This is a genomic window from Halovulum sp. GXIMD14793 (assembly GCF_054457435.1).
This window is the reverse complement of record NZ_JBTLNE010000011.1, coordinates 48,060-74,175: the sequence shown is the minus strand read 5'-3', so window position 1 is coordinate 74,175 and position 26,116 is coordinate 48,060. Positions and strand designations below refer to the sequence as shown.

Here is a 26,116-nt window from a genome sequence, read left to right as displayed (position 1 = left end):
GCTGTTTTGTACAAAGTATCTGTTATGAATGAGATAACAGAAAGCCACTACGCGCTGATCTGCCCCTACTTACCGGTTCAGCGCGGGAATGTGCGGGTTTCGAACCTGACCGTGATTAATGCGATCCTCTTTGTCGCCGAAAACAGCTTAAATTCTACTGATGCACCCCTCTAAAAATGGGGGGATTACCCCAGCACCTGCCTTCACAAACAGTAAAAGGGCCGCGCCAGTGGCACGGCCCTTCAAATCCAAAGACGCCAAATATCAGCCCTGGCGGGCCTTGAAGCGGCGCTGGGTTTTGTTGATGACGTAGACGCGACCTTTGCGGCGTACTACGCGGCAATCACGATGCCGGTTCTTCAGCGAACGCAGCGAATTTCTGACCTTCATGGTCCTTCTCCTTCTGCGGCGCTTGGCGCCGTGTCGTTTGGTGCCCGAATGGGCGGAAATGGTGGGCGTAACTGGGATTGAACCAGTGACCCCTTCGATGTCAACGAAGTGCTCTCCCGCTGAGCTATACGCCCGGAAAACCGGTAACGCGCAGAATCTCTCCTACGCGTGTCCGGTGTCTATATAAATCTTGGCAGCGGTGTTCAAGTCCTTTTGCCAAACCGGAAACTGCACTAGGTTATCTGTGGCAAGAGATACGAGGTGCTGATTTGCAGGCGTTTGATCTTCGGATGCCGGAACGGCTTGCATCCTGTGCGGTGTTCAGTTCGCCCCATTCGGGTCGGACCTATCCGCAGGCCTTCTTGAATAGCGCTGTGCTGGACCCTTTGGCGATCCGGTCTTCAGAAGATGCCTTTGTGGATCGGCTGTTCGCGGCTGTTCCGGATCACGGTGCGCCCCTGTTGTCGGCCCTGTTGCCACGGGCCTATGTCGACCTTAACCGCGCAGCGGATGAGCTGGACCCTGCGCTGATCGTGGAGGTCACGCGCAAATCTGCCAATGCCCGCGTTGCCGCGGGTCTGGGTGTGATCCCGCGCGTGGTGTCCGAGGGGCGGCATATCCGGCTTGGCAAGATCTCCAGGCAGGAGGCCGAGGATCGCCTGCGCCTTGCCTATCGCCCGTTCCACGGCATGTTGCGGACCCTGCTTGATGAACAGGCCGGGCGTTTCGGTACGGCGATCCTGTTCGATTGCCATTCCATGCCCCATGATGCGCTGGCGTCGGCCCCGCTGGTGCGGGGGCGGCGGCCGGACGTGATCCTGGGCGACCGGTTCGGTGCTTCTTGCGCCCGCTGGATTTCCGATGCGGCGGTGACCGCCTTTGTTGAAGAGGGGTTTGTCGTTGCCCGCAATGCGCCTTTTGCAGGGGGGTTCATCACCCAGAATTACGGTCGGCCCTCGCGCGGGATCCACGCGTTGCAGATCGAGATCGACCGGGCGCTTTACATGGACGAAGCCACACTGCGCCCCTTGCCGCAATTCACTGACCTTGCCGCGCGTCTGACCCGGGTGGTCGCAGAATTGGTCCGCTTGGGTGAGGGGCAGGCTGCTGTTGCCGCAGAGTAGCGGGCCAGTTTGCGCATGACGCCCTATCGCAAGGACCGCCCCTTGCGGATTGCATCACTGCCGAATTTCGCCCGGATGGCATCCGAGGCCCGCTCCGCGGCATCGCGGCGGGCGGCGTCGGGGTTCAGCAGATCGGCAGACAGATCGGCCCGATCCGCAGGGCAAAGCTCGGCCAGCCCGACCCCCAGCAGCCGGAAAGGCCCCTCACCCAGTGCATTCCCCAGCAAGCTGCGGGCGGTCTCGTAAATCAGTCCGGCCATCTGCGTCGGTTCGGCCAGACTGATGCGCCGTGTCAGGCTTTGGTGATTTGCGCGCTTCAATTTGAGCGTCACGACACGTCCTGCGATTTCCTTTGCCTTGGCCCGGTCCGAAACTTTCTCGGCCAGCCGCCACAGATGCCCATCCAGAAGATCCGGGTCGCAGGTATCCTCGAAGAATGTGGTTTCGTTTGAGATGGACTTCATCTTCGACTGCGCCTTGACGCTGCGGCTGTCCTGCCCGCGCGCCAGATGCCACAGCCGCTCCCCCATCTGACCATAGCGCGTGATCAGGTCCTTCCGGTCGCGTCGTTTCAGATCAGCGATGGTGCGAATGCCGTCATTTTCCAATGTGGCGCGAAACGCGCGCCCAACGCCCCAGATGATCGAGACCGGCTTGGGGGCCAGAAACGCCTCGGTCTCGGCGGCTCCGATCACGGAGAAGCCGCGCGGTTTGTCGAGGTCGGACGCGACTTTTGCCAGAAACTTGTTATGGCTGAGCCCGACCGAGATGGTTACGCCGACCTCTTCTTCAATCCGCTTCGTCAGCCGGGCCAATTGCACCGCCGGTGGAGCATTATGCAGGCGCGTGGTGCCGGTCAGGTCCAGAAATGCCTCATCCAGGCTGAGGGGTTCGATGGCTGGTGTCAGCTCCTCCATCATCGCGCGAATCTGGCGCGATACTTCGACATAGGCGGCCATGCGCGGCTTGACCACGACCGCCTCGGGGCACAGGGCGCTGGCCTTGAACATCGGCATGGCCGAGCGCACGCCCTTGATCCGGGCGATGTAGCAGGCGGTCGACACAACGCCCCTTTTGCCACCGCCGATGATCACAGGCTTGTCGCGCAATTCCGGATTGTCGCGCTTTTCCACGCTGGCATAGAACGCATCGCAATCCATATGGGCGATGGTCAGATCCATCAGCTCTGCATGCGAAATGGTGCGCGGCGACCGGCAGGCCGGGCAGCGCCCTTGTGTTTCGGAAAGAGACAGACAGTCGCGGCAAAGCGTTTGCATACCAAGGACTATACCGTGAACATCGACGCAGTGCGAGAGCAGATACGATTGAACCTCTGCGCTGCGTCACGCGTCCTATGTCCACAACCAGATGGAGATAGGAAATGCAACGCCTTTGTACTGCTCTCACAACAGCGCTTGCACTTAGCATCGCTTCAACCTCATTTGCTGGCCCGAAGCCACGCCAGGGCGGCAATCAGATCAGCGTCATGCGCACCCCGAATGCGACGGTCGCCCGGATCGCCCTGCCGGACCTGCGGGCGGCGCCCTATTACGGTGCAGGGTCCAGCGGCGTCGCTGGGACCGGTTATTGCGGGCCGATGGTCGGCGGCAAGACGGTGAAATCCTACCCGGTTCCGGCGCTGCCAGCAGGCGGCACTCATGTCGTCAATGCCTGGATACCCGACAATGTCTGGAAGGAAGTCGGCCCGCCTTACAAAGGCACCGGCGAGGTGATGCAGATCAGTTTCAAGATCGAAGCGGATTCAGAAGGCCATGTGAAGGAGAAGAACGAGAACAACTACTCCGGCGGCACCTGCGTCTATGTCGACAAAAATTAGAGCGTCATGCGAAAGACCAGACTCATCCAACGCTGCCTGAAATCATAGATTTCAACGCGCCCGATGATACAGGATGTCTCAGGTACTTCGCGAGACGCTATAAGATGCCCCGCCGGGACCGTTTGCCTGCCTGCGGCGGCCCGGCTCACCTCCGCGCGGGCTTTCCCCTTGGTTAAGGGGGAAGTTCGCGCGGCTTTTCCCATTCTGAGACCCCGCGGCTTCTGGCACAAACACAGGTGCCGGGGGTCGCGCAACCCGAACCCCGGCTTGGAGGGCTCGCCCAGCTAATCATTGGGGGGCCAGGGGTTGCCGGGATGCCGCACATCCCGGTCACTCCGGAGGGACGTTCGACAACCTCACCCCCCGTTCGGACGTCCCTCACGCCTCGGCTTCGAGATGCAGCTTCATTTCCATAAGGATCTGCTGGATCTGCACGGTTTCTTGCAACAGCCGCTTGGCTTCGTTGATCGAGATCACCCCATCATCAATCGACAGATTGTACTCCGCCATCAACTGGGCAAAGCGCTGCGACAAGGCGATGACATCCGTGTTGACCCCGGCAGAGGCCGGTTCCCGGGTTTTGCTGTCATAGCTCAGCACGATCATTCGCAAATCTGCCAGCGCTTTGGTGACATGCGGAAAATCTGTTGCGGCCTCAAGCTGCGCAACAACATCAATGGGCATGAAACGGTCGGCATGTTCCGGTGCTGTGGAATAGTAGCGGCCCAGCGTCGCCTTTGACCTTCCGGTCAGCTTGCAGGCGGCTTCTATGCCCACCTCCTTGACCAGTTGTTCGGTATGTTTTTTGAGAAAATCTTGCAGGTCACGCTCGCCCATCGCTTTATCCCCGGTTGCCGTCGGCTGATCATGCCCAATTGCGCCAGATTTTGCATCCCCTGATGATGCGGTGCCCTTGACCCTCGTGTCCCGCTGCGGTCAGAAAGGGTATGGCCAAGCTTTACTTCAACTACTCGACCATGAACGCCGGCAAAAGCACGATCCTTCTGCAGGCGTCCCACAACTACAATGAACGCGGCATGCAGACCTATCTGCTGACCGCGGATTTTGATGACCGGGCAGGGACCGGCCGGATCGGATCGCGCATCGGCATCGGGGCCGAGGCGGATACCTTTAACGACAGCGCAGACCTTTTCGAGATGATCCGTAACCGCCTAGCGGCCGGGCCTTGCGCCTGTGTGCTGCTGGACGAGGCGCAATGGCTGACCGAAGATCAGGTCTGGCAACTGGCCCGCGCCGTTGACGATCTGAATGTCCCCGTCATGTGTTACGGCCTGCGGGTGGATTTCCGCGGCAAACTGTTTCCCGGCTCGGCCACATTGCTGGCCCTTGCTGATGAAATGCGCGAGGTGCGCACGATCTGCCATTGCGGGCGCAAGGCAACCATGGTGGTGCGCCGCGGCCCTGACGGCAAAGCGCTGACCGAGGGTCCGCAGATCCAGGTGGGCGGCAACGAAACCTATGTCTCGCTTTGCCGCCGCCACTGGCGCGAAGAGGTTGGCGACCGCCCGCCCGAAACGTAGCGTTTCGCAAAATACCTTAAACATCACGCGCGACGCTATAGCCGACCGAACAAAACACCCCAAACCTTCATTGTTCCCAAAATATCCCCGCCGGAGGCACCGGTCCCGCAAGGGACCGGTTCAATGCATCCGCTGCCCCGGACTGACCACCTGATCCGGAGCCAGCAAAACGATGCCGCCATCCGCATCAGCAACCCCCAGAACCAGAACCTCGGACATGAATGGCCCGATCTGGCGCGGCGGAAAATTCACCACGGCCATCACCTGCCGCCCGATCAGGCCCTCCGGCGTGTAATGTGCGGTGATCTGGGCCGAGGTCTTTTTCTCACCGATCTCTGGCCCGAAATCGATCCAAAGTTTGATTGCAGGCTTGCGCGCCTCGGGAAAATCCTCTGCACGCAAAACAGTCCCGACCCGGATATCGACCTTCAGAAAATCGTCAAAGCTGATCTCGGCCATCAGGTTTTTTTGCGCATCGCGTCGCGCAGTTCCGACATTGCGGCTTTGACCCGCTCCGCGACGATCTCGAACGCCTCGCCATTGGCGGCTTGCGCGGTTTCAGCCAGATCACCCATCCGCTCCAGCGTGCGCTCAAAGCTGGCTTTCGCAGCCTCGGTCTGGGCCGTTGCCTGTTTGGGGTCCATCGCGGTTTGGTCGAGGGCGGAAAGCTGTGCTCTGGCATCGACCATGGCCTCTTCCAGCATCGCCACTTGCTTGGCAAACACCGCCTGAACGCCGCTGGCGGCGGTCTGATTGGCCGCAATCAGGGCTTCCAGGTTCTTTTGCTGGGTCTCCCACAGCTTGGCAGCATCAATCCCGGCAGGGCTGTAGCCCTGCATCATTTTTGTGAAGTCGGCGTGCTTGAACAGCGATTGAAGGGCCTCGGGATCGAAGCCGAATTTGGAAAAGTCGGTCATGGTGATGTCCTTGGTGGTGGTTTCCCGGTTGTCCGGGAAACCTAAAGCGTTTCAGGCGCGACCGAAAGCTTCGGTGATCGCGATATCCATCGCCTGATCTGCCTCTTCATCTCCCCAGCAGACCAGCTGAAAAGCCGGGAAGAACCGTTCTGCGGCCGCGACCGCATTGCGCACCATCTGACCGATCTGCGTGGCCGAGGCGGTGGCCCCTCCGGCCAGGTTCAGCCCATATCGCAGGGCCATCATCTTCTGCTGCTGCCACAGAACAAACGCTCCGCACCAGCATTTATCATTGGCCTGCGCCATTGCGTCAAACAGGTGAGGCAGGCGGTCCTCTGGCGGATCCATATCAAAGGCGCAGATCAGTCGCAGTGTCTCATCATAAGGCGACCAGGCAAGCGTCAGGGAATAGGTCCGCCAGGTGCCCTCAATCGCCATGGCGATCTGGTCATCGGCGATCCGATCAAAATCCCAGGCGTGATGCTCTGCCAGGTTTTCAACGATATCGATGGGGTGAAGGTCTTCGCTCAGGAAGTCGTGCTCGACACTGCTCATGCCTATGCCTCTCAATAGTGGCCTCCGGCGGAGCAACGCCCGCTAGGGGCTGTGAGATTGTATATCGCTTGGGATAGTCTGCTGCCATCCTACGACATATGGTGCGACCAAAGCGGGGCGCTTGTAAAGACAAATTTGGTGACGCTGCTGTGACATTCAGTGACAGGCGTGCCGATGTAGCTTGGTAGCACGGGCTGAACTTATGAATACCCGGCCCGTCTAAGCGATCCGGACCAGACATAAATCGGCGCAATTCCGAGAGGGCGGGATTACTTCGCTTCCAGCTTTTCAATCCGGGCTTTGAGCGCCTCGTTCTCCTCACGGGCCTTTTGGGCCATGGCGCGGACAGCATCAAACTCCTCGCGGGTCACGAAATCGCGGTCGGCCATCCAGCGGTCGATCCAGCTTTTCATCGCGGTTTCTGCTTCGTCCTTTGCGCCCTGCGCCACGCCCATGGCGTTGGTCATCAGTTGCGAGATGTCATCCATGATCTTGTTGCGGGTCTGCATGTGATTGTCTCCGTCCGTTAGCCTCTATATGGGGTCTGAGCCCTGATTTGCCAACCGGTTGACTTTGCCCGGCCCAGCGGTGAACAAAGCGGCAGAGTATCAAGGATACCGCATGATTTACGCCCTGACCTTCCCCGAGATTGATCCGGCCCTCTTCACGATAGAATTGTTCGGGCGCGAATTTGCCCTGCGCTGGTATGCGCTGGCCTATATCGCTGGGCTTCTGTTTGCAGCCTGGTATGTGGCCCGCATCCTGCGTCGGCCCAAGCTTTGGGGCAAGGGCGGTGCGCCGATGGATGCGACCAGGGTCGAAAGCCTGCTGACCTGGATGGTCGTCGGCGTGATCCTTGGGGGCCGGATCGGCTATGTTCTGTTTTACAGGCGCGACCTGCTTGAGACACCCATGGAGCTGATCGCCGTATGGAATGGCGGCATGTCCTTCCATGGCGGATTTCTGGGCGTGGTGCTTGGAATTGTCGGGTTCTCGCTGGTGAACAAGGTCAACATGGTCCGCCTGGGTGATGTCGTTGCCGTTGCAACACCGGTTGGTCTGATGCTGGGACGTCTGGCGAATTTTATCAATGGAGAGTTGTGGGGCCGCCCGACCACGGCGTCCTGGGGCATGATCTTCCCTTCGCCCGAGGCGCAGGTCTGTCCCGTGCAATTTGGCGAGATTTGCGCGCGCCATCCGTCGCAATTGTATCAGGCAGGGCTGGAAGGGCTGCTGCTGTTCCTGGTGCTCAGCTATGGTGTCTGGCGGCTGGGGTGGCTGAAATATCCAGGGCGGACAATCGGTGTGTTTCTCTTGGGCTATGGACTGGCGCGTACATTGGCGGAAGGCTTCCGTCAGGGGGACAGCCAGTTTGTGACCGACGGCAATCCTTTTGGCCATTACCTGCATTTTGGCACCGGACCCGAAGCCTGGGGCCTGACCATGGGCCAGTTGCTGTCGCTGCCGATGGTGGCGCTTGGCCTGGTGATCCTGCTGGCGGTCCGGCGCAGAAGCTGATGCCGCTTCAGGCGATCATCCGGGCGCAGATTGCTCAGACCGGGCCGATCAGTGTCGCGGATTACATGGCGTTATGTCTGACGCATCCGCAGCACGGGTATTATATCAATCGCGATCCGTTGGGGGCGGAAGGGGATTTCACCACTGCGCCCGAGGTCAGCCAGATGTTCGGCGAAATGATCGGCCTATGGCTGGCGCATGTCTGGCAAGATCAGGGCCGTCCTGTGTTTGTGCTGGCTGAACTGGGCCCGGGCCGTGGGACGCTGATGGTCGATATCCTGCGGGTTGCAGGTCAGGTGCCCGGGTTTAGGGATGCAGCCGAGGTTTGGCTGGTCGAGGCCGGGGCCAAGCTGCGCGATGTGCAGCGGCAGGCACTAGGCGGGCACGCGGTCCGTTGGGCGGATCAGGTTGCCGATATCCCAAGCGGCAGACCTGTATTCGCTGTGGCCAACGAATTTCTGGATGCGCTGCCAATCCGCCAGTTTGTCCGGGATCAGGGCAAATGGCGCGAACGCCGGGTCGGGATCGAGGGAGATGCGTTGGGCTTTGGCCTATCCCCTGCGATGGCGGTGCCTGATCTGGAGGCGCAGTTTGCGGCCGTGCCCGACCAGACACTGGTGGAGTGGGCCCCGGCTGGTGAAGCGGTTGTCGCTGATCTGGCAGAGCGCATCGCAGATCATGGCGGCGCGGCGCTGATGGTGGATTATGGGGACTGGGACGGCACCGGCGACACGCTGCAGGCCATGTCACAGCATGCTTTTGCAGACCCACTGGACGAGCCCGGACAGGCCGACCTGACCACGCATGTCCGATTTGCGCCATTGGCCGCTCAGGCAACGGGTCTGCGTCACAGCTTTGCAACCCAAGGTGCCTTTCTGGAACGGCTTGGCATCACTGCCCGGGCCGAACGGCTGGCAACGACCGGGGATTTTGAAAGTATCGCGGCACAGCATCGACGGTTGACGCATCCCGATGAAATGGGGAAGCTGTTCAAAGTGCTGGCGCTGACGCCAGAGGTTGCCCCTGAACCACCCGGATTTGCCTGATGTCGCTGGAAGCGTTGACCTCGCCTTTGCTGAAAGGAACGCCGCACGGGTTTTATACCCGCAAAGGAGGCGCGTCCTCGGGCATTTATGCCGGGCTGAATTGCGGACCCGGTTCCGGTGATCAGCAGGACATCGTGGCCACGAACCGCGCGCGCGTTGCAGCGGATATGGGCGTGGCTGAGGATGCCTTGCTGTCCCTGCGTCAGCATCACTCGCCGGATGTAGTTGTGGCACAGCCGGGTGGTGACCGCCCGCGGGCCGATGCTATTGTGACTGATCAGCCGGGGCTGGCATTAGGTATCCTGACCGCTGATTGCGCGCCGGTGCTGTTTGCGGATGCTGGTGCTGGCGTGATTGGCGCAGCGCATTCTGGCTGGCGTGGGACGTTGGATGGTGTGCTGGAAAACACGATCTCGGCCATGGTGGACCTGGGCGCTGTGCGGGATCGTATCGTTGCCGTGGTGGGACCAACCATCAGCCAGAAAGCCTATGAGGTCGGCCCGGAATTTTTTGAGGCGTTTCTGGATGAAGACCGGGATTTCACCCGTTTCTTCATCAATGGTCAAAACGACCGAATGCTGTTCGACCTGCCGGGGCTGGTGCTGCATCGGCTGCGCAGCGCTGGTATCGCCGATGCGGATTGGGTGCAGCAATGCACCTATTCCGATGCGGCGCGGTTCTATTCCTACCGCCGCACGACCCATGCAGGCGAAAGCGATTATGGCCGTCTGATCTCGGTCATTCGGCTTTCGGCCTGATCGCCCTTGCAACCGCCCCCTGCAATCACAGATAAGGTCTTGTCAGCAATTGAGCGCTAGATGGGACCGGCCCGAGCAAGGAGAGATCAGATGAGCGACGACAAAGACGACAAGGCACAGGCAACCGGCCCGGATATCGCCAAGGCGCTGATGAAGGCCCGCAAGGTTTTGATCTGCGAAGAGATCAACCAGAAAATGGCCAAACGTGTGACCGCAGAATTGCTGGCCCTGGCTGAGGACAGCGATGACGACATTACCCTGTTCATCAACTCTCAGGGTGGCCATGTCGAGGCGGGCGATACGATCCACGATATTATCAAGTTCATAAACCCGGTGGTGAAAGTTATCGGGACCGGCTGGGTGGCCAGTGCTGGCACGCATATCTTTCTGGCCGCCAACAAGGCCAATCGCTACTGCCTGCCAAACACCCGCTTTTTGATCCATCAGCCGTCAGGCGGGGTTGGCGGCAAGGTCACCGACATCGCCATTCAGGCCGAACAGATCGAACGCATGCGCGAGCGTCTGGCCAAGACCATTGCCGATGCGACCGGCACAGCCATCGAAAAAGTCCGCGAAGATATTGAGCGCGACAAGTGGCTGACCACGGAGGAGGCCGTCGAATACGGCATTCTATCAAAGGTCATCACCACTGAAGCGGAGCTTTAGAACGTCATATAAAACCTGGGTCATCTAACGCGGCCTGAAATCAGAGGTTTCACCGAGTTAGATGGTGTCCGATATCCTAGGTATTTCACGAGCCTCTATAGGCGCGGTCATTTCACAGCTTTGACTATCGCTTTGCATGTGACAGAATTTCGATGATTTGCGGTGCACTCATCTGACGGCAGAGATCTCCGTTATCGTCGCAGCCCTCGATCTCGGCCCTCATGACGCAGCCCCAAAGACCTGCGCGCAGTTCTTGCCGCCGGATTTTATTGCGGATTTTGGTCTGCGCCGCAGCTTTGCCCCGAAATAAACAGGTTGCCAGTTGCTTAAACAAAGTCGAACGCGACGATAGCGCGATGCTGGCCAGTTCCATATCAATATCGAAGATAATTCGCTGAAAGCGCTGGCCAAAAAGCGCCCGCATATAGGCCTCAGACACAGCGATACATTGCTCTTGCGATACGGTCGGCACGGTTTTCAGCTGTGTCAGGTGGGGCGCGCCCTCGCCGATCCAGTTATACGTGCCGCCGGTTTTAGGATGTTGACCATAACCGACCAACTGGCAGCCCATACCCAGAATGTCGAAGATCGGCAGACGGATCGGGATAATCGGGCTGGCAGAGCGGTAAATCATCGCCAGCTTTGGTGCCTGCCCAACGCGGATCAGCGGGGTCGGGCCGCAAATATCTTCAACCATTTCGCGAACAGTCTGCGCCGCATCCTCATCCGCGACATCAATATCGAAAGCCATGGTGTGGCTGCCGCAAGCCAGCCCAACACCGGCATTTGGGTTGCTTTGCGCAATCCACTCAATCTCGGACATGTCAGAGCGGTTCCAGCAGAAATTCTGCCAAGGCGTATGCAAAAGCGGGGTTTTGCTGCCAGGCTGCAGGCCGATCACGCTGTAGCCATTTGCCTGTGCCATCGGCGCATAGGTAGCAAAAAACGCCTGATTTTCTACGTCTGGCGTTTCAATCCTGTTGGAGCCATCAAGCATCGCCAAGCTCCGCCAGTGTCAGGCCCTCATGCGGATCGTAGGTCCCGCGGGAGAATAGCCATTCGTAAGCGCGACGAAGGGGGCTGCGGGCCTCAAGACCGATGGCCTTAAGCCCCGATATCCGGGCTGGGTCAACCTGCAAAGGCGAATGACCGTCTAGCCAGTGATACACCTGTGATCCGCCCAGATGCGACGGCGCACAGGCTACATATCCGCCAAACCCCTTTACGTGTCCAACCTTCGATTTCCCCATGTAAAGGGTCGAACATCCAATCGGGCGTTGGCATCTCAGGTAAACATGGTAGCCGCATTTGGTCTCTTCTACCGGTGTGTCAGCCAAATGCGTGTTCGCCGCTAACCATTTATGGAAAGAGGCCTTGTCGTCGAAGTCCAATATGATCAGGCCGCCAAACCCCGCGACGATCCCCAAATTTCCATCATGATTGGCCAGCCAGCGATCAATGTCGTCCAGGCAGGGCGGTTGTAGTGCCAGATGAAATGCCAAGCTCTGAAATGCGACGTCCTTGAACCGCTTGCGGGCCGCGAATGTATGATAGGGCCGCAGACCCATTGTGCGATAGCTTATCTGCTTGCTGTTTTTGCAAAGCGGAATTGGAATAAGTCCCGCCTTCAAAAAACTCCTGCCAAGTTCATGTATAGGTCTCATCTTCAGATCACTCACTTGTTAAAGTCCCCCGATGAAGGCCCGTCTTGTTTTGGATCAGGCTGAGTAGTGTGAGAGTTTCACATCTAAGACGTTCTAGATGTGACTTTTGTTCACTTTAAATCTGAAATATTTCCGATTTCAGTCTTCGATGCGTGCTTCTACTATATCAAAAGGCACACCAGGCTCATCTTTACCGCACCGGATAACCAATGAGGTTTTGACGCTTGCCACGTTTTCCGCGGCTGTCAGGTCCTCGGTCAGAAAACGCTGAAACGTCGACAGATCCGGGGCGCAGCATTTGAGCACGAAGTCGATTTCGCCGTTCAGCATGTGGCATTCGCGGACCAGCGACCAGCCCTGCGCCAGCGCTTCAAAGGTAGACAGGTCGGCCTCGGCCTGACTGCGCAGGCTGACCATGGCAAAGACCTGCACCTCAAAGCCCAATTCGCGGGCGTCTATGTCAGCGTGATAGCCACGGATAAGGCCGCTTTCCTCCAGCGCACGCACCCGGCGCAGACAGGGCGGGGCAGAGATACCGACGCGTTTGGACAATTCCACATTGGTCATTCGCCCGTCGGCCTGCAATTCGGCCAGGATCTTGCGGTCAATCGGGTCTAGCTTGATGCTGGGCATGAATGTCTGGCCTGCTATTTTGTGTTAGTTGTCAGAAATGCTGTCCGTCCGAAACATTATTTCATGTTTGAGCAAGAATCAAAAAGCTTTTGCAAGGGACACGCCATTGACGGCCTCGGGCGGAGCCGTTACGCGATTTTAGAACCCCTATCTGTCGGAGAGTGCTGCCATGACCAACCCATCCCTTCTGATCCTGCCCGGTGACGGTATCGGCCCCGAGGTCATGGCCGAGGTGCGCAAGATCATCGGCTGGATGGGCAAGGCGCGCGGCGTTGCCTTTGATGTGTCCGAAGATCTGGTTGGCGGCTGTGCCTATGACACGCACGGCACGCCGCTGCATGACGACACTATGGAAAAGGCGCAAGAGGTTGACGCCGTCCTGCTGGGCGCGGTCGGCGGACCACAATATGATGATCTGGATTTCAGCGTGAAACCAGAGCGCGGCCTGTTGCGTCTGCGCAAGGAAATGGACCTTTACGCTAACTTGCGCCCGGCGCAGTGCTTTGATGCACTGGCGGATTTTTCCTCGCTGAAACGCGATGTGGTTGCGGGCCTTGATATCATGATCGTGCGCGAGCTGACCTCGGGCATCTATTTCGGCGAGCCGCGCGGCATCATCACCGAGGGCAACGAACGTATCGGCATCAACACCCAGCGTTACACCGAAAGCGAGATCGCCCGCGTCGCCCGCTCTGCCTTTGAACTGGCCAAGCGGCGCGGCAACAAGGTCTGTTCGATGGAAAAGGCCAATGTCATGGAATCCGGTGTTCTGTGGCGTGATGTGGTGAATGAGGTTCACAAGGCCGAATACCCGGATGTTGAGCTGAGCCATATGTATGCCGATGCCGGGGCGATGCAGCTGTGTCGCTGGCCCAAGCAGTTCGACGTGATCGTCACCGATAACCTGTTTGGCGATCTTCTGTCCGATGCCGCAGCCATGCTGACCGGCAGCCTTGGCATGCTGCCCTCGGCCAGTCTGGGCGCGCCGATGGCCAATGGCCGGCCCAAGGCGCTGTATGAACCGGTTCATGGCTCTGCCCCCGATATCGCAGGGCAGGGCAAGGCAAACCCGATTGCCTGTATCCTTAGCTTTGCGATGGCGCTGCGCTATTCCTTCGACATGGGTGAGGATGCGACCCGCGTTGAACAGGCGGTTGAGAAAGTGCTGGCCGATGGCCTGCGCACTGCCGACCTGATGGGGCCAGAGGATGGCACCCCGGTCAGCACCCAGGCAATGGGCGATGCGGTCGTGCAAGCCCTGGACGACAGCCTTTGAGCGGCCCGGCGTCAAGCCCGCTGCGCGGCATTGCCGCCGGCCTTGGCGCCTTTGCGATTTTTGCCACGCATGACGTGCTGGTAAAGTATCTGGGCGGGACGTATTCCGCCTTTCAGATCGTCTTTTTCTCTGTCCTGTTCGGGTTTCCGACCGTCCTTGTCGCGCTGCTTCAGGACAGGACAGAGGCATCGCTGATCCCGCGCCACCTTTGGTGGAATCTGATCCGGACGCTTGCGATTGTGATGACGGCGGCCTCGGTGTTCTATGCGTTTTCCGTGCTGCCGCTGGCGGAAACCTATGCGATTCTTTTTGCTACACCGTTGATCATCACCATTCTGTCCGTCCCATTGCTGGGTGAACGGGTCCGGCTGCGCCGCTGGATGGCCGTGCTGGTCGGGCTGGCCGGGGTTATTGTCGTTCTGCAACCTGGCCAGACAGAGTTGAAACTGGGCCATGCCGCCGCCCTGATGGCCGCATTTGGCAGTGCGTTGGCCTCTATTATCGTGCGCAAGATCGGGTCCGAGGAGCGTCCTGTTGTGCTGATGCTGTACCCGATGGTAGCGAATTTCTTCATCATGGGTGCGATCCTGCCTTTTGTTTACGTGCCTATGCCGATTGAAGACCTTGGTGCCAGCGCGCTGATCGCCCTGATGGCCACATTGGCCACATATCTGGTGATCTATGCCTACCGCGAGACCGAGGCAGTGCTGGTCGCGCCAATGCAATACTCGCAAATCCTGTGGGCCACGTTGTTTGGCGCCTTGTTCTTCAAAGAAAGCCCCTCGGCTAACACCATCATCGGCGCGGCTATCATCATCGGCTCTGGCGTCTATGTGTTGCTGCGCGAGGCTCGGATCGGGATTTCCCCGCTGCGCCCTGTCTTGCGCGCCTTCCACCTGCGCCAGGAAACCGGCACCACCCCACGCACCGCGCTTCTGGTGCGTCGCAACAGATCAGGCGAGCATTGATGCGGCATGCAAATGCCGTGTGCTCCTAAAGCGTTTCGAGTTTACCTTGAGACATCACATAAACGCGTACACCCTATAGGCTTATCACCGCGTTTCGGGATAAGCTTGTGTCTCAGGTTTATCCCGAAACGCTTTAGTCTCCCTTGTTATCGGGAGGTGTTTTTCCCTTGGGGGCAGGCCCCTTGCGGATGCGTCGGTAGAACTTTTGGTTCATCTGGATGAACTCTTCGATCATTTTGGTCAGTCTGCCACCGCGACTCCCTTTTAGGTAAAGATACCCGCCAAAGGCCCCGATACTCGCGCCGATGGTGTCCACGATCAGATCCTGCATCGTGTCGACCAACCCGGACTTTTGCATGTTCAGGCCGAACAGTTGGTCCATTGCGAACTCAAAAATCTCCCAGATTGCGCCGATTGTTACCGCCAGACAGAAGGCCAGAAAAGCAACGGCAAAGGGGGGGTGCTAGAAAGCGATCCCCCTGAAACAGCATGAAAATGAACAAAAAGCCGAACAGCCCCAGCCCCAGCGCTGATCCGCCATGCAGCACCACATCCCACCACCAGAAACGGTTGTAGAAATCAAAGACCTCGCCCAGAAACAACGTGGAAAAGATAAAGATGACGATCCAGACAACAAAGATCGTTGGCAGTTCGATCTGAAACCTTTTGGCGAAGACAGCCGGGGCAAATGTGATAGCCAGCGTCGCCAGCGCAACAAAAAAGCTGAGCCCACGGCCCGAGAACAAGGATATCCCAGCCTCGATCACCAGCACGGCGCGGATCACATTGACGATCCAGCTTCTGTCCAGAATACGCATTTTACACCTTTTCAGGTGAATCTAGGTTGTCCGTTCAATGGCGGCAAGCATTCACATTTGCGGGATATGTCCCATATTGGACCAATGAACGGTTCATTTCATCCGCAGACGACCTTTCGGTTGGCGTCTTACAACATCCGCAAATGCGTCGGCCTGGATCGGCGTCGGCGGCCTGACAGGATCTTGCAGGTCATTGCTGATCTGAATTCGGATATCGTTGTGCTGCAAGAGGCCGACCGGCGCCTTGGCGCGCGCCCGGCAACCTTGTGCCGCCAACAGATCCAGCAAAAGACCGGCCTGACGGCCCTTCACGTGTCGCAAAACGACGTCAGCCTCGGATGGCACGGAAATACCATTCTTGTCCGGCCCGGCATTGAAGTGACCGGGATCGAAACACTGGTCCTGCCTGGGCTGGAACCACGCGGGGCTGTCATAGCGCATCTGCGCCTTCAGGCGCATCCGGTGATTGTCGTGGCGGTACATCTGGGTCTGACGCGACGCCATCGGCAGGGACAATTGCAAGCCATTTGTGACCGGCTGCCAGATGGAGTGCCGGCGCTGATAGCGGGTGACTTCAATGAATGGTCCGGCACAAAAGGGCTGGATGCGCTGCACCGTTTCAACGTCCATGCCCCGGGCCGCAGCTTTCACGCTGCCCGCCCGCTGGCCGCGCTTGACCGCATTGCGACAAGCGCTGGTGTCGATGTTTTGCGATCCGCTGTCTGCCGCGATGGCCATGCCCGCCGCGCCTCTGATCACCTGCCAATATGGGCAGATATCCGGCTTTGCGGGGCTTGCAACGGTGAAAAAACAGGCGTAGATGCTCCGCCCACGGTCGGAGTGTAGCGCAGCCTGGTAGCGCACCTGCTTCGGGAGCAGGGGGTCGGAGGTTCGAATCCTCTCACTCCGACCAATCTCAGCCATGTTGGTTTCAGTAGTATTTGACGCTTTGCTGAAGCGGCCCTTCGTGGTCGGTGCAGCGATTGGCAGATCCGAGCCCAGATTTAGTTCAACTTGCGCGCCTCAGATACCACGCTCGCGATAAGCGAGTTTGTCTCTTCTGGCTGCATAAGCGGCGCGTAGTGCCCACAATCCCGGATAACATGGAGCTTTGCTTCAGCGGTTAAAGTGGCGAGTTCTTGAGAATAGTCCAAGCCGGGAAGGACATCCTCATCGCCAGTAACAATATGAATGGGTCTCTGGGTTTTGGCTACCACGTCTTCTCGATTTGGGCGTGTATGAAACGCTTTAAGACCGCAGGTTAGGCCTTCGCGAGACTGTGCCAATGCGATTGCTTCGGCGGCACCGAAGCAAGAATCATTTTCTCTACCTTCGAAGAGTGGCTTCCAATACCTTGCCCAAGCCGCCGAAACCCCTTTATCCTTAATGAACTTGCATTCCTCTTTAAGACTTGTGGGATTGGCGCGGCGGCGTGCTTTGGTCCCGAATAGAACAGTGGCCATAACACGTTCTGGAGCAAGGTTCAGAACTTCCAAGGCACACGAGCCGCCAACCGAGCACCCAACAACAACAAATCGCCGTGTGGGCATGCTCCTTGGGCATTCGATGGCCCACCGTGTTATGTTGTCCCCAAACACATAAAGGTCGGGCGCGTAGGTGTGTTCTGGGATGATCTTGGATTGATTTTTCCACATACGCCCATCAAATGGCAGGGCATGAAGCAGCATTAAGCCTAACACATCATCTTGTTTCATAACTGGCTATAGTGCCACGTTCACGAATGGCAGCAAAGTCGACTTCGCGGCTTTCTGGGAACATAGCCTCGAACCTCGGCAAGGAACAGTTCCCCAGCAGCCAGGATAAAATAGCTGAAAGTGGCGACAGCTGAGGTATCAAGAAGCGTTGGACCGAACGACAGATATCGCCGCAATTCACAAACCATGATTGTTGCTGTCACCTTTTACGAGCCGCTGGAACAGGCATCCCCGGCTAGTTGGAGACGACCTTATACCCCGGGGAGGTTACAACCTTGACGGCGGTGATCGGATCCGTGCCGATCCAGGTTGTGCGCTCAATGACCAGCAGGGCTGCGTTCAGATCGGCTCTCAGCAGGTCTGCATCGGTGACTTTTGCGTTTTGCGCGTGAAACAGCAGATCGCAGCGGCTGTAGGGGCGGTTCTGGACCAGCCATTCGTTGGCATTCTGCCGAGTCAGGTCGACGTTTAGGATTTCCGGGACGGTGTCGACGGAAATCCAGCGATCTTCGAAGGCATAGGGGTGCTGGTCGGCCAGATGCAGGGCCTCTACATGCAGCATTGTTCTGGGCTCAGCCAGATTCAGTTTTGCGGCAATCTCTGCCGGGCAGTCCGTCAGGGTGCGGGAAATCAGTTGATAACCATAGGTCTTGCCCTCTGCCTCGATCTCTTTGCGGGTGATCGGGATGTCGATTATCGCGCGGGTGACGGGGTGGCTCAGGACATGGGTGCCGCCTTTGCGACGGCGCTCGATCGTGCCGCGTTTTGACAATTCGCTCATGGCGCGCTGCACGGTGCTGCGGGCGCAGCCGAACTCAGCCGCGAAATCTTCGTCGCGAGGCAGGCGCGCGCCCGGACCATAGATGCCGTCGAGGATCCGCTGCAGGATCTCTTCGTGGACGCGCTGCCAGGTTATGCGGTCCGTGTCGCTCAGATGGTCTGCCCCAGGTCTTTGATAACACTAACGAAACGCTGCGTGATGGCTTCATGGCGGAAATGCTGGCCATCGCGGACCACATGGCGGCCCGCGCTCCAGACATCTGTGATGCAATCCTGCCCGTGACCGCCAAAGATCGCAGTATCCAGCAGAGTATCCCCGCTGCGGTTGCAAAGCCATGGATTGTCAACCGACAGGCCGACCAGATCGGCCAGATGACCGGCAGATATGCGCCCGCTGGGGCGGGCTGCGGCCTGTGCACCGCCGGCGGTAACACTGTCGAACAGGACCCGCCCGGTGGAGTGCGTCTTGGTTGCCAGTGCTGCGCGGGTCCGGTCGCGCAGACGTTGCGAATATTCCAGCGTCTTCATCTCTTCAAACAGCGAGATATGGATGTTCGAATCCGATCCCACGCCGATCCGGCCATCTGCGGCCAGATAGCTTGTGCCATTAAAGATGCCGTCTCCCAGACTGGATTCCGTGATCGGACACAACCCGGCCACGGCCTTGCTTTGGGCCAGGGTTGAGGTCTCGTCCGGTGTCATATGGGTGCAGTGGATCAGGCACCAATTCTGGCCTACATCGCAATTATCCAGCAGCCATTCGGCGGGGCGGGCGGCGCAATGGGCCAGAACCTCCTCAATCTCGGCGGTTTGTTCGGCCAGATGCATATGGATCGGGCGGTCACCAGCAAGGGTTACAGCTGCCTGCAGACCGTCCTGATCCACAGCGCGCAGCGAATGCGGGGCTGTGCCTATGGTGAAATCGGCTGGGCCGGCGGCAATCGCTGCGGTTGCGGCCTCGTGCAGGCGGACGTATCGCGCCGGGTCGTTGCTGAACCGAAGTTGCCCGCCCTGCAGCGGGCGCTTGTCGCAGCCGCCATATTGGTAAAGCACAGGCAACAGGGTCAGCCCGATCCCGGCCTGCCCGGCTGCGGCAATGATCCGTTCGGACAGTTCTGCCAGATTGTCATAGGCCCGACCGCCGATGGCGTGATGCAGATAGTGAAATTCCGCGACCGCGCCATATCCAGCCTCCAGCATTTCCAGAAAGACCTGTGCGGCAATCGCCTCGACCTGATCAGGCGTCAGTTGGTCGAGGAACCGGTACATCAGCCGCCGCCAGGTCCAGAAGCTGTCGGACGGATCGGGGCCGCGTGCCTCGGTCAGGCCTGCCATGGCGCGCTGAAAGCTGTGGCTGTGCAGGTTGACGGGCGCAGGCAGCAGGACATCGACACGTGTGTCGGGGGTATCAATCTGCGGTCCGACCGAGGCGATCTTTCCATCAGATCTGACCGTGACCTGCTGGTCGGTTTGCCAGCCGGTTGGGGTCAGGATTTGTTTGGCGTGGATGTGCGGCACGGTCAGGAGGCTCTTGACATAATATGTGCGTACTTAATACGGTTTTACGTAGCGTTAATCAAGTGACCTGTCCTCGTGCCCACTGTTCTGACCCATATCGATATCGCCACCATGGACCCTGCGCACGGCGCGGCCTACGGGCTGCTGCGCGATGCGGCATTGGTGGTCGAGGACGGCCGGATTGCTTGGGTTGGGGCCCGCGCGGACTGCCCGGACAGCGGCAACAGCACTGATCTTGGCGGACGGCTGATCACGCCTGCGCTGATTGATTGCCATACCCATCTGGTGCATGGCGGCAATCGCGCGGCAGAATTTGAAATGCGTCTGAACGGTGCGACTTATGAAGAAGTGGCCAGGGCCGGGGGCGGCATCGTCTCGACCGTGCAGGCGACCCGCGCGGCGTCCGAGGCTGATCTGCTGGCCCGTGCTCTTGCCAGTGTTGACCGTTTCATCGCCGAGGGTGTGGCGTCGGTCGAGATCAAATCCGGTTATGGTCTGGATATCGAGACCGAGCTGAAAATGCTGCGGGTCGCCCGGCAGGTCGCGGCGTCGCGCGATATCACCGTCAGAACAAGCTTTCTGGGTGCCCATGCCGTTCCCGCCGGGGCAGAGGCGGACGCGTATATCGACACGGTCTGTATCCCCGCCCTCCATGCCGCTCATGCGATGGGTCTGGTCGATGCGGTTGATGGCTTCTGCGAGGGGATCGCGTTCTCGCCCGATCAGATTGCCCGTGTGTTTGATGCTGCGCAGGCACTTGGTCTGCCGGTCAAGTTGCATGCCGAACAGCTGAGCCATATCGGCGGCACGGCCCTTGCCGCGCGGTTCAATGCGCTTTCGGCGGATCATGTGGAATACGCGACCGAAACGGATGCGCATCTGCTGGCCGAGGCGGGAAGTGTTGCGGTTCTGTTGCCCGGGGCGTTCTATACGCTGCACGAAACTCAGGCCCCGCCGGTCGCGGCGTTTCGCGCCCATGGCGTACCGATGGCGGTGGCGACAGATTTGAACCCGGGGTCGTCGCCGATGGGCTCTTTGCTGCTGGCGATGAACATGGCCTGCACCCTGTTCCGCTTGACCCCGGAAGAGGCCCTTGCAGGCACAACCCGCCATGCCGCCCGCGCCCTTGGGTTTCAGGATCGCGGTGTGGTCAGGCAGGGCACGCGCGCTGATCTGGCGGTTTGGGATGTCGAAAGCCCGGCAGAGCTGAGCTATCGCATCGGCGTCAATCCATTGCACACACGCATATATGAAGGAAAAGGCCCATGGTAACGCTGTCGCCCGGCCAGGTTTCACTGGATCAGTTAGAGGATATCTGGCGCGGCACAGGGGAAGTTGGACTTGATCCTGCGGCCCGGGCCGGGGTCGACGCATCCGCCGCATTGGTGGCGCAGGCGGCGGAGGGCAGCGTGCCTGTTTATGGTGTTAACACCGGCTTTGGTAAGCTGGCCTCGGTTAGTATTCCGGCCAGTGATACGGCGACCCTGCAACGCAATCTGATCCGCTCGCATTGCGCCGGGGTCGGCCCGGCGTTGGAGGCGGATACCACACGGCTGATGATGGCGTTGAAGCTGATCTCGCTGGGGCGCGGCGCATCTGGTGTGCGTTGGGATATTTGTGCATTGCTTGAGGGGATGCTGGCCACAGGTGTGGTGCCGGTTATTCCGGTGCAGGGCTCTGTCGGGGCATCGGGCGATCTGGCCCCGCTGGCGCATCTGGCGCTGGTGATGATCGGTGAGGGGAAGGCGCTGGTCAGCGGCGAAAGGATGGACGGCGCACAGGCGCTACGCCAGGCCGGTCTTACGCCCGTCACGCTTGGCCCGAAAGAGGGGCTGGCGCTGATCAATGGCACGCAGTTTTCCACCGCGCAGGCGTTGGCCGCATGGTTCGCTACGCGACGGCTTTTGCGCGGGGCGCTGGTGACCTCGGCCCTTTCTACGGATGCGATCATGGGCTCAACCGCGCCGTTTGAGCCTGCAATCCACGCGCTGCGCGGCCATGCGGGCCAGATCGAGGTGGCGTCCGAGATGCGCCGCCTGATGGAGGGAAGTGAAATCCGCGAAAGCCACCGGGAAGACGATGCAAGGGTGCAGGATCCCTATTGCATTCGGTGTCAGCCGCAGGTGACGGGTGCGGCGCTGGACCTGCTGCGTCAGGCGGCCCGCACGCTTGAGGTTGAGGCGAATGCCGTCACCGACAACCCGCTGGTCATTACCGATAGCGGTGACATCCTGTCGGGTGGCAATTTCCACGCCGAGCCGGTCGCCTTTGCCGCTGACCAGATGGCGCTGGCCCTGGCCGAAATCGGTGCCATCGCGCAGCGGCGGGTGGCGCTTATGGTGGACCCCGCGCTCAGCCATGATCTGCCGCCGTTCCTGACACCTGACCCGGGCCTGAATTCCGGCCTGATGATTGCCGAGGTCACCTCGGCCGCGCTGATGAGCGAGAACAAGCATCTGGCCAATCCCTGCTCGACCGACTCGACCCCAACCAGCGCCAATCAAGAGGATCATGTCAGCATGGCCGCCCATGGTGCGCGCCGGCTGATACGCATGGTCGACAATCTGTCTATGATCCTGGGGGTGGAGGCAATCTGCGCCGCCGAGGGTGTCGGCCATCGCGCGCCCTTGGCGACCTCACCCGCCTTGCAGCGGGCGATAGACGCCCTTCGCACCCGCGTCGCCGTTCTGGGCGAGGATCGTGTGGTATCTGGCGATATCGAAGCTGCGGCTGCCCTGATCCAGAGCGATCACCTGGCGCAGGCGGCGGGTGTGGAGCTGCACCCGTGAGTTTTCTGGAGATCACACAAGGCGACAGCCCGCTGATCCTCGGTTTGCCGCATACCGGAACGGAATTGCCAGAACAGGTGGCTGAGGCGTTGAACGAGCGGGGACGCGCACTGGCTGATACCGACTGGCATATTCATCAGCTGTATGACGGGCTGGTGCCGGATGTTACGACCGTCCGAACTTGCATCCATCGTTATGCAATCGACGTCAATCGCGACCCGGCGGGTGTCAGCCTGTACCCCGGACAGAACACCACAAGCCTTTGTCCGCTGACGGATTTTGACGGTCAGCCGATCTATGAAGCTGACCGGGAACTGGATGCGGCTGAGATGGAGCGGCGGCGTCAGGCCTATCACGCGCCCTATCACGCAGAGCTCGAAGCAGAGATGCAGCGCGTGTCTGCCCGGCACGGCTTTGCGGTGCTGTATGATTGTCATTCGATCCGTGGACATATCCCGTTCCTGTTCGAGGGGACCCTGCCGGATTTCAACATCGGCACCAATGATGGCAAGACCTGCGCTCAGACCATCACCAGCGGCGTGCGGGCCATCTGTGACGGGGCGGATGGCTATACCAGTGTGTTGAACGGGCGCTTTCGGGGCGGCTGGACGACACGCCATTATGGACGGCCCGAACAGGGATGGCACGCTATTCAGATGGAACTGGCGCAATCCACCTATCTGCAGTCCGAAATGCCGCCCTGGACCTATGACCCGGGCAAATCTGACCAGCTGCGCAGCTATTTGCGCCCGATCCTGCAGTTTCTAACCGAATGGAGACCCTGATGCCTGATCCGCGAAAGAACATCCGTGAGATCTACCCGCCGACCGGTCCCGAGCTGAACGCCAAAAGCTGGCAGACCGAAGCGCCGCTGCGGATGTTGATGAACAATCTGCATCCCGATGTGGCAGAGAACCCGCATGAACTGGTGGTCTATGGCGGGATCGGGCGCGCGGCCCGGACCTGGGACGATTTCGACAACATTGTTGCCGGGCTGAAAGATCTGGAAGCGGACGAAACCCTGATCGTGCAGTCCGGCAAACCGGTTGCCATCATCCGCACCCATGAGAATGCCCCGCGTGTGCTGATCGCGAATTCCAACATCGTGCCGCATTGGGCCAATTGGGATCACTTCAACGAACTCGATCGCAAGGGCCTGATGATGTATGGCCAGATGACCGCCGGGTCGTGGATATACATTGGCACCCAAGGCATCGTGCAGGGCACCTATGAAACCTTTGCTGAAGCCGGGCGTCAGCACTATGACGGCGATCTGAAAGGACGCTGGATCCTGACCGGCGGGTTGGGCGGCATGGGCGGCGCGCAGCCGCTGGCGGCGGTTTTTGCCGGGGCCTGCTGTCTTGCGGTGGAATGCAACCTTGACAGCATCGATTTTCGTCTGCGCACCAAGTATCTGGACGAAAAGGCCGATAATCTGGACGACGCACTGGCCATGATCGAGCGTTGGACCAAGGCCGGAGAGGCGAAATCCGTTGGCCTTCTTGGCAATGCTGCCGAGATATTCCCCGAGATATACGCCCGCGGCGTCCGCCCTGACATTGTGACGGACCAGACCTCGGCCCATGACCCGATCAACGGATATCTTCCGCTTGGCTGGACTCTTGGGGAATGGCGCAGCCGCCGTGAAAGCGATCCGAAAGCGGTGGAACAGGCCGCGCGGGCCAGCATGAAACAGCATGTCGCCGCGATGGTGGATTTCTGGAATGACGGTGTGCCAACCCTGGACTATGGCAACAACATCCGGCAGGTCGCCCAGGATGAGGGGCTGGAAAACGCCTTTGCCTTTCCCGGTTTTGTCCCGGCCTATATCCGTCCGCTATTCTGCCGCGGCATAGGCCCGTTCCGCTGGTGCGCGCTATCCGGCGATCCCGAGGATATCTACAAGACAGATCAGGCGATGAAGGAGCTGTTTCCGGACAACGCGCATCTGCATAATTGGCTGGATATGGCACGGGATCGGATTGCCTTTCAGGGGCTGCCCGCCCGGATTTGCTGGATCGGGCTGGGGGATCGTCACCGTGCCGGGCTGAAGTTCAACGAGATGGTGGCCAGCGGTGAATTAAGCGCTCCGGTTGTAATTGGGCGGGACCATCTTGACAGCGGCTCTGTTGCGTCGCCCAATCGGGAAACCGAGGCGATGAAGGACGGTTCGGATGCGGTCAGTGACTGGCCGTTGCTGAATGCACTTGTGAACACGGCCAGCGGGGCGACATGGGTCAGCCTGCACCATGGCGGCGGGGTCGGTATCGGCTTTAGCCAGCATGCCGGTGTTGTGATCGTCGCTGACGGAACCGACGCCGCTGCCCGCAAGCTGGAGCGGGTCTTGTGGAACGATCCGGCCAGTGGCGTCTGGCGCCACGCTGATGCCGGGTATGAGGAGGCCATAGATTGCGCCCGTGCGCACGGGTTGCGTCTGCCGGGGATATTGGGGACCTGATCCCGGCCATCGTTAAACGTAGCAGAAGGGAGAGACCGCATATGAAACGCAGAGACTTTATTCGCGTCGGCACGGCGGGTGCCGCAGCAACAGCCCTGGCAAGCCCGGCCATCGCGCAGGATAAGCGACAATGGCAGATGGTCACCGCATGGCCCAAAAACCTGCCCGGACCGGGTGTGGCTGCCCAGATGCTGGCCGACCGCATCACCGCATTGTCCGGTGGTCGGATCGAGGTAAAGCTGTTCGCCTCGGGCGAATTGGTGCCGGGCCGCGGTGTCTTTGATGCCGTCAGCGAAGGCACGGCGGAGCTTTACCACGCGGTTCCGGCCTATTGGGGCTCCAAGTCAAAGGGCATTCTGTTGTTCGGATCGCAGCCCTTTGGCCTGCGCGCTGACGAACAGTTCGGCTGGCTCTATCATGGTGGGGGGCAGGCGCTTTATGACGAGATGTATGGCCGCTTTGGCATCAAACCGTTCCTTTGTGGCAATTCCGGTCCGCAATGGGCCGGGTGGTTCAAAAATGAGATCAACTCGGTCGAAGACCTTAAGGGCATGCGCTATCGCACCACTGGCCTGGCTTCAGAGATGGCCTCCAAACTTGGTATGGCGGCGCAGGCGATGAGCGGCCCGGATATGTTTCAGGCGCTGCAGACCGGTGCTTTGGACGCGGGCGAGTTCATCGGTCCCTGGACCGACAGCGCGCTTGGCTATGTCCAGGTGGCGAAAAACTACTACTGGCCCGGCGTTGGCGAGCCGTCCTCGGCTGAGGAATGCGGCGTGAACGCTGATGCCTATAATGACCTGCCCGATGATCTGAAACAGGCGGTCAGTCTGGCCTGCGAAAGCCTCTATAACCCGGTCTGGACCGAATACACCACCAAGCACGCCGCCGCCTTGCAAAAGATGGTCGCGGATGAGGGGGTTCAGGTCAAAAAGCTGCCCGATGACGTGATCGCGGCGATGGGTCAGGCCGCCAAAGAGGTGATTGATGAGTTGCGTCAGGACGAGGACGACCTGGTCAAGCGCATCACCGAAAGCTTTGTCGCCTACCGCGACAGCGTCGGGGGATACATGACCTATGCCGATAACGGCCAGATGAACGCCCGTGCCTCGGTCATGGGTTACTAAGGCTTTGGTCCGGCCGGG

Annotated in this window: 30 protein-coding genes and 2 tRNA genes; 16 read left to right on the top strand and 16 right to left on the bottom strand. The window is 59.5% G+C overall.

The genetic code is table 11. The annotated features are described in order from the left end of the window. Window positions 1-264: 264 nt before the first annotated feature. Window positions 265-390, bottom strand: coding sequence for a type B 50S ribosomal protein L36 (ykgO, locus tag ACW9UQ_RS04660; protein ID WP_005850168.1), 126 nt, complete (start codon window positions 388-390; stop codon window positions 265-267). Window positions 391-449: 59 nt separating this feature from the next. Then, window positions 450-524, bottom strand: a tRNA-Val gene (locus tag ACW9UQ_RS04655). A gap of 156 nt (window positions 525-680) precedes the next feature. Here ACW9UQ_RS04655 and ACW9UQ_RS04650 point away from each other — a divergent pair. Further along, window positions 681-1,514 carry an N-formylglutamate amidohydrolase gene (locus ACW9UQ_RS04650; RefSeq protein ID WP_458929833.1) on the top strand — a complete coding sequence of 278 codons (834 nt, stop codon included), beginning with the start codon at window positions 681-683 and terminating at the stop codon, window positions 1,512-1,514. A 23-nt stretch (window positions 1,515-1,537) separates the two neighbouring features. On the opposite strand, the gene ACW9UQ_RS04645 is transcribed toward ACW9UQ_RS04650, so the two are convergent. Next, window positions 1,538-2,791, bottom strand: a complete 1,254-nt coding sequence (locus tag ACW9UQ_RS04645; RefSeq protein WP_458929832.1) for a DNA polymerase IV — start codon at window positions 2,789-2,791, stop codon at window positions 1,538-1,540. A 104-nt stretch (window positions 2,792-2,895) separates the two neighbouring features. On the opposite strand from ACW9UQ_RS04645, the gene ACW9UQ_RS04640 reads away from it, so the two are divergent. Continuing rightward, the gene (locus tag ACW9UQ_RS04640; protein WP_458929831.1) at window positions 2,896-3,351 is read left to right on the top strand and encodes a hypothetical protein; all 456 of its coding nucleotides are present in this window, start codon (window positions 2,896-2,898) and stop codon (window positions 3,349-3,351) included. A 378-nt stretch (window positions 3,352-3,729) separates the two neighbouring features. Here ACW9UQ_RS04640 and ACW9UQ_RS04635 read toward each other — a convergent pair whose 3' ends face one another. Then, window positions 3,730-4,188 (bottom strand): hypothetical protein, encoded by a 459-nt coding sequence (locus tag ACW9UQ_RS04635; protein WP_458929830.1) that lies wholly within the window; start codon window positions 4,186-4,188, stop codon window positions 3,730-3,732. A 110-nt stretch (window positions 4,189-4,298) separates the two neighbouring features. On the opposite strand from ACW9UQ_RS04635, the gene ACW9UQ_RS04630 reads away from it, so the two are divergent. Next, entirely contained in the window at window positions 4,299-4,892 is a 594-nt protein-coding gene (locus ACW9UQ_RS04630) for a thymidine kinase (protein ID WP_458929829.1), read from the top strand. A gap of 120 nt (window positions 4,893-5,012) precedes the next feature. Here ACW9UQ_RS04630 and ACW9UQ_RS04625 read toward each other — a convergent pair whose 3' ends face one another. From ACW9UQ_RS04625 to ACW9UQ_RS04610, 4 genes are all read right to left on the bottom strand, one after another. Further along, a complete protein-coding gene (locus tag ACW9UQ_RS04625; protein ID WP_458929828.1) occupies window positions 5,013-5,351 on the bottom strand; it encodes a tRNA-binding protein in 339 nt (112 codons plus the stop codon). Beyond that, a complete protein-coding gene (gene phaP, locus ACW9UQ_RS04620; RefSeq protein WP_458929827.1) occupies window positions 5,351-5,809 on the bottom strand; it encodes a TIGR01841 family phasin in 459 nt (152 codons plus the stop codon). Before phaP ends, ACW9UQ_RS04625 begins: the two co-directional genes overlap by 1 nt. A gap of 51 nt (window positions 5,810-5,860) precedes the next feature. Next, window positions 5,861-6,364, bottom strand: a complete 504-nt coding sequence (locus ACW9UQ_RS04615; RefSeq protein WP_458929826.1) for a type III secretion system chaperone family protein — start codon at window positions 6,362-6,364, stop codon at window positions 5,861-5,863. Between the two features lie 269 nt (window positions 6,365-6,633). Beyond that, window positions 6,634-6,873, bottom strand: a complete 240-nt coding sequence (locus ACW9UQ_RS04610; protein WP_458929825.1) for an accessory factor UbiK family protein — start codon at window positions 6,871-6,873, stop codon at window positions 6,634-6,636. Window positions 6,874-6,988: 115 nt separating this feature from the next. Between ACW9UQ_RS04610 and lgt the strand changes: the two genes are divergently transcribed. From lgt to ACW9UQ_RS04590, 4 genes are all read left to right on the top strand, one after another. Next, the gene (lgt, locus tag ACW9UQ_RS04605) at window positions 6,989-7,882 is read left to right on the top strand and encodes a prolipoprotein diacylglyceryl transferase (protein WP_458929837.1); all 894 of its coding nucleotides are present in this window, start codon (window positions 6,989-6,991) and stop codon (window positions 7,880-7,882) included. Then, window positions 7,882-8,928: a class I SAM-dependent methyltransferase gene (locus ACW9UQ_RS04600; protein ID WP_458929824.1), complete on the top strand. Its 1,047-nt coding sequence runs from the start codon at window positions 7,882-7,884 to the stop codon at window positions 8,926-8,928. The genes lgt and ACW9UQ_RS04600 overlap by 1 nt, the downstream gene beginning before the upstream one ends. Then, window positions 8,928-9,686 (top strand): peptidoglycan editing factor PgeF, encoded by a 759-nt coding sequence (gene pgeF, locus ACW9UQ_RS04595; RefSeq protein WP_458929823.1) that lies wholly within the window; start codon window positions 8,928-8,930, stop codon window positions 9,684-9,686. Before ACW9UQ_RS04600 ends, pgeF begins: the two co-directional genes overlap by 1 nt. A gap of 90 nt (window positions 9,687-9,776) precedes the next feature. Next, a complete protein-coding gene (locus tag ACW9UQ_RS04590) occupies window positions 9,777-10,352 on the top strand; it encodes an ATP-dependent Clp protease proteolytic subunit (RefSeq protein WP_458929822.1) in 576 nt (191 codons plus the stop codon). Window positions 10,353-10,476: 124 nt separating this feature from the next. On the opposite strand, the gene ACW9UQ_RS04585 is transcribed toward ACW9UQ_RS04590, so the two are convergent. The 3 genes from ACW9UQ_RS04585 to ACW9UQ_RS04575 all read right to left on the bottom strand — a co-directional run bounded on the left by ACW9UQ_RS04585 (window position 10,477) and on the right by ACW9UQ_RS04575 (window position 12,649). Then, window positions 10,477-11,349, bottom strand: a complete 873-nt coding sequence (locus tag ACW9UQ_RS04585) for a bifunctional DNA primase/polymerase (protein ID WP_458929821.1) — start codon at window positions 11,347-11,349, stop codon at window positions 10,477-10,479. Then, the gene (locus ACW9UQ_RS04580; protein WP_458929820.1) at window positions 11,342-11,920 is read right to left on the bottom strand and encodes a bifunctional DNA primase/polymerase; all 579 of its coding nucleotides are present in this window, start codon (window positions 11,918-11,920) and stop codon (window positions 11,342-11,344) included. The genes ACW9UQ_RS04585 and ACW9UQ_RS04580 overlap by 8 nt, the downstream gene beginning before the upstream one ends. A gap of 234 nt (window positions 11,921-12,154) precedes the next feature. After that, a complete protein-coding gene (locus ACW9UQ_RS04575) occupies window positions 12,155-12,649 on the bottom strand; it encodes an Lrp/AsnC family transcriptional regulator (RefSeq protein ID WP_458929819.1) in 495 nt (164 codons plus the stop codon). Window positions 12,650-12,818: 169 nt separating this feature from the next. Between ACW9UQ_RS04575 and leuB the strand changes: the two genes are divergently transcribed. Together leuB and ACW9UQ_RS04565 are read left to right on the top strand one after the other, a co-directional pair. Further along, window positions 12,819-13,925: a 3-isopropylmalate dehydrogenase gene (gene leuB / locus ACW9UQ_RS04570; protein WP_458929818.1), complete on the top strand. Its 1,107-nt coding sequence runs from the start codon at window positions 12,819-12,821 to the stop codon at window positions 13,923-13,925. Then, on the top strand, window positions 13,922-14,893 hold the full coding sequence (locus ACW9UQ_RS04565) for a DMT family transporter (RefSeq protein WP_458929817.1): 972 nt from the start codon (window positions 13,922-13,924) through the stop codon (window positions 14,891-14,893). The genes leuB and ACW9UQ_RS04565 overlap by 4 nt, the downstream gene beginning before the upstream one ends. A gap of 133 nt (window positions 14,894-15,026) precedes the next feature. On the opposite strand, the gene ACW9UQ_RS04560 is transcribed toward ACW9UQ_RS04565, so the two are convergent. After that, window positions 15,027-15,275 (bottom strand): hypothetical protein, encoded by a 249-nt coding sequence (locus tag ACW9UQ_RS04560; RefSeq protein WP_458929816.1) that lies wholly within the window; start codon window positions 15,273-15,275, stop codon window positions 15,027-15,029. A 7-nt stretch (window positions 15,276-15,282) separates the two neighbouring features. Then, window positions 15,283-15,711: a hypothetical protein gene (locus ACW9UQ_RS04555; RefSeq protein ID WP_458929815.1), complete on the bottom strand. Its 429-nt coding sequence runs from the start codon at window positions 15,709-15,711 to the stop codon at window positions 15,283-15,285. Between the two features lie 84 nt (window positions 15,712-15,795). Between ACW9UQ_RS04555 and ACW9UQ_RS04550 the strand changes: the two genes are divergently transcribed. Beyond that, window positions 15,796-16,557, top strand: coding sequence for an endonuclease/exonuclease/phosphatase family protein (locus ACW9UQ_RS04550; protein ID WP_458929814.1), 762 nt, complete (start codon window positions 15,796-15,798; stop codon window positions 16,555-16,557). Beyond that, window positions 16,548-16,624: transfer RNA gene (locus ACW9UQ_RS04545), tRNA-Pro, on the top strand. The genes ACW9UQ_RS04550 and ACW9UQ_RS04545 overlap by 10 nt, the downstream gene beginning before the upstream one ends. A 91-nt stretch (window positions 16,625-16,715) precedes the next feature. On the opposite strand, the gene ACW9UQ_RS04540 is transcribed toward ACW9UQ_RS04545, so the two are convergent. From ACW9UQ_RS04540 to ACW9UQ_RS04530, 3 genes are all read right to left on the bottom strand, one after another. Continuing rightward, window positions 16,716-17,426: an alpha/beta fold hydrolase gene (locus ACW9UQ_RS04540; protein ID WP_458929813.1), complete on the bottom strand. Its 711-nt coding sequence runs from the start codon at window positions 17,424-17,426 to the stop codon at window positions 16,716-16,718. Between the two features lie 235 nt (window positions 17,427-17,661). Continuing rightward, window positions 17,662-18,342, bottom strand: coding sequence for a GntR family transcriptional regulator (locus ACW9UQ_RS04535; protein ID WP_458929836.1), 681 nt, complete (start codon window positions 18,340-18,342; stop codon window positions 17,662-17,664). A gap of 14 nt (window positions 18,343-18,356) precedes the next feature. After that, the gene (locus ACW9UQ_RS04530) at window positions 18,357-19,724 is read right to left on the bottom strand and encodes a formimidoylglutamate deiminase (RefSeq protein WP_458929812.1); all 1,368 of its coding nucleotides are present in this window, start codon (window positions 19,722-19,724) and stop codon (window positions 18,357-18,359) included. A 111-nt stretch (window positions 19,725-19,835) separates the two neighbouring features. Here ACW9UQ_RS04530 and hutI point away from each other — a divergent pair, with 111 nt between their 5' ends. Genes hutI through ACW9UQ_RS04505 form a run of 5 tightly spaced genes read left to right on the top strand, consistent with a single transcriptional unit; the run spans window position 19,836 to window position 26,098 of the window. Beyond that, window positions 19,836-20,996: an imidazolonepropionase gene (gene hutI, locus ACW9UQ_RS04525; protein ID WP_458929835.1), complete on the top strand. Its 1,161-nt coding sequence runs from the start codon at window positions 19,836-19,838 to the stop codon at window positions 20,994-20,996. Beyond that, entirely contained in the window at window positions 20,990-22,513 is a 1,524-nt protein-coding gene (gene hutH, locus ACW9UQ_RS04520) for a histidine ammonia-lyase (protein ID WP_458929811.1), read from the top strand. The genes hutI and hutH overlap by 7 nt, the downstream gene beginning before the upstream one ends. Then, entirely contained in the window at window positions 22,510-23,298 is a 789-nt protein-coding gene (gene hutG, locus ACW9UQ_RS04515) for an N-formylglutamate deformylase (protein WP_458929810.1), read from the top strand. The genes hutH and hutG overlap by 4 nt, the downstream gene beginning before the upstream one ends. Continuing rightward, window positions 23,298-24,971 (top strand): urocanate hydratase, encoded by a 1,674-nt coding sequence (hutU, locus tag ACW9UQ_RS04510; RefSeq protein ID WP_458929809.1) that lies wholly within the window; start codon window positions 23,298-23,300, stop codon window positions 24,969-24,971. Before hutG ends, hutU begins: the two co-directional genes overlap by 1 nt. Before the next feature lie 41 nt (window positions 24,972-25,012). Further along, the gene (locus tag ACW9UQ_RS04505) at window positions 25,013-26,098 is read left to right on the top strand and encodes a TRAP transporter substrate-binding protein (protein ID WP_458929808.1); all 1,086 of its coding nucleotides are present in this window, start codon (window positions 25,013-25,015) and stop codon (window positions 26,096-26,098) included. Window positions 26,099-26,116: the final 18 nt, after the last annotated feature.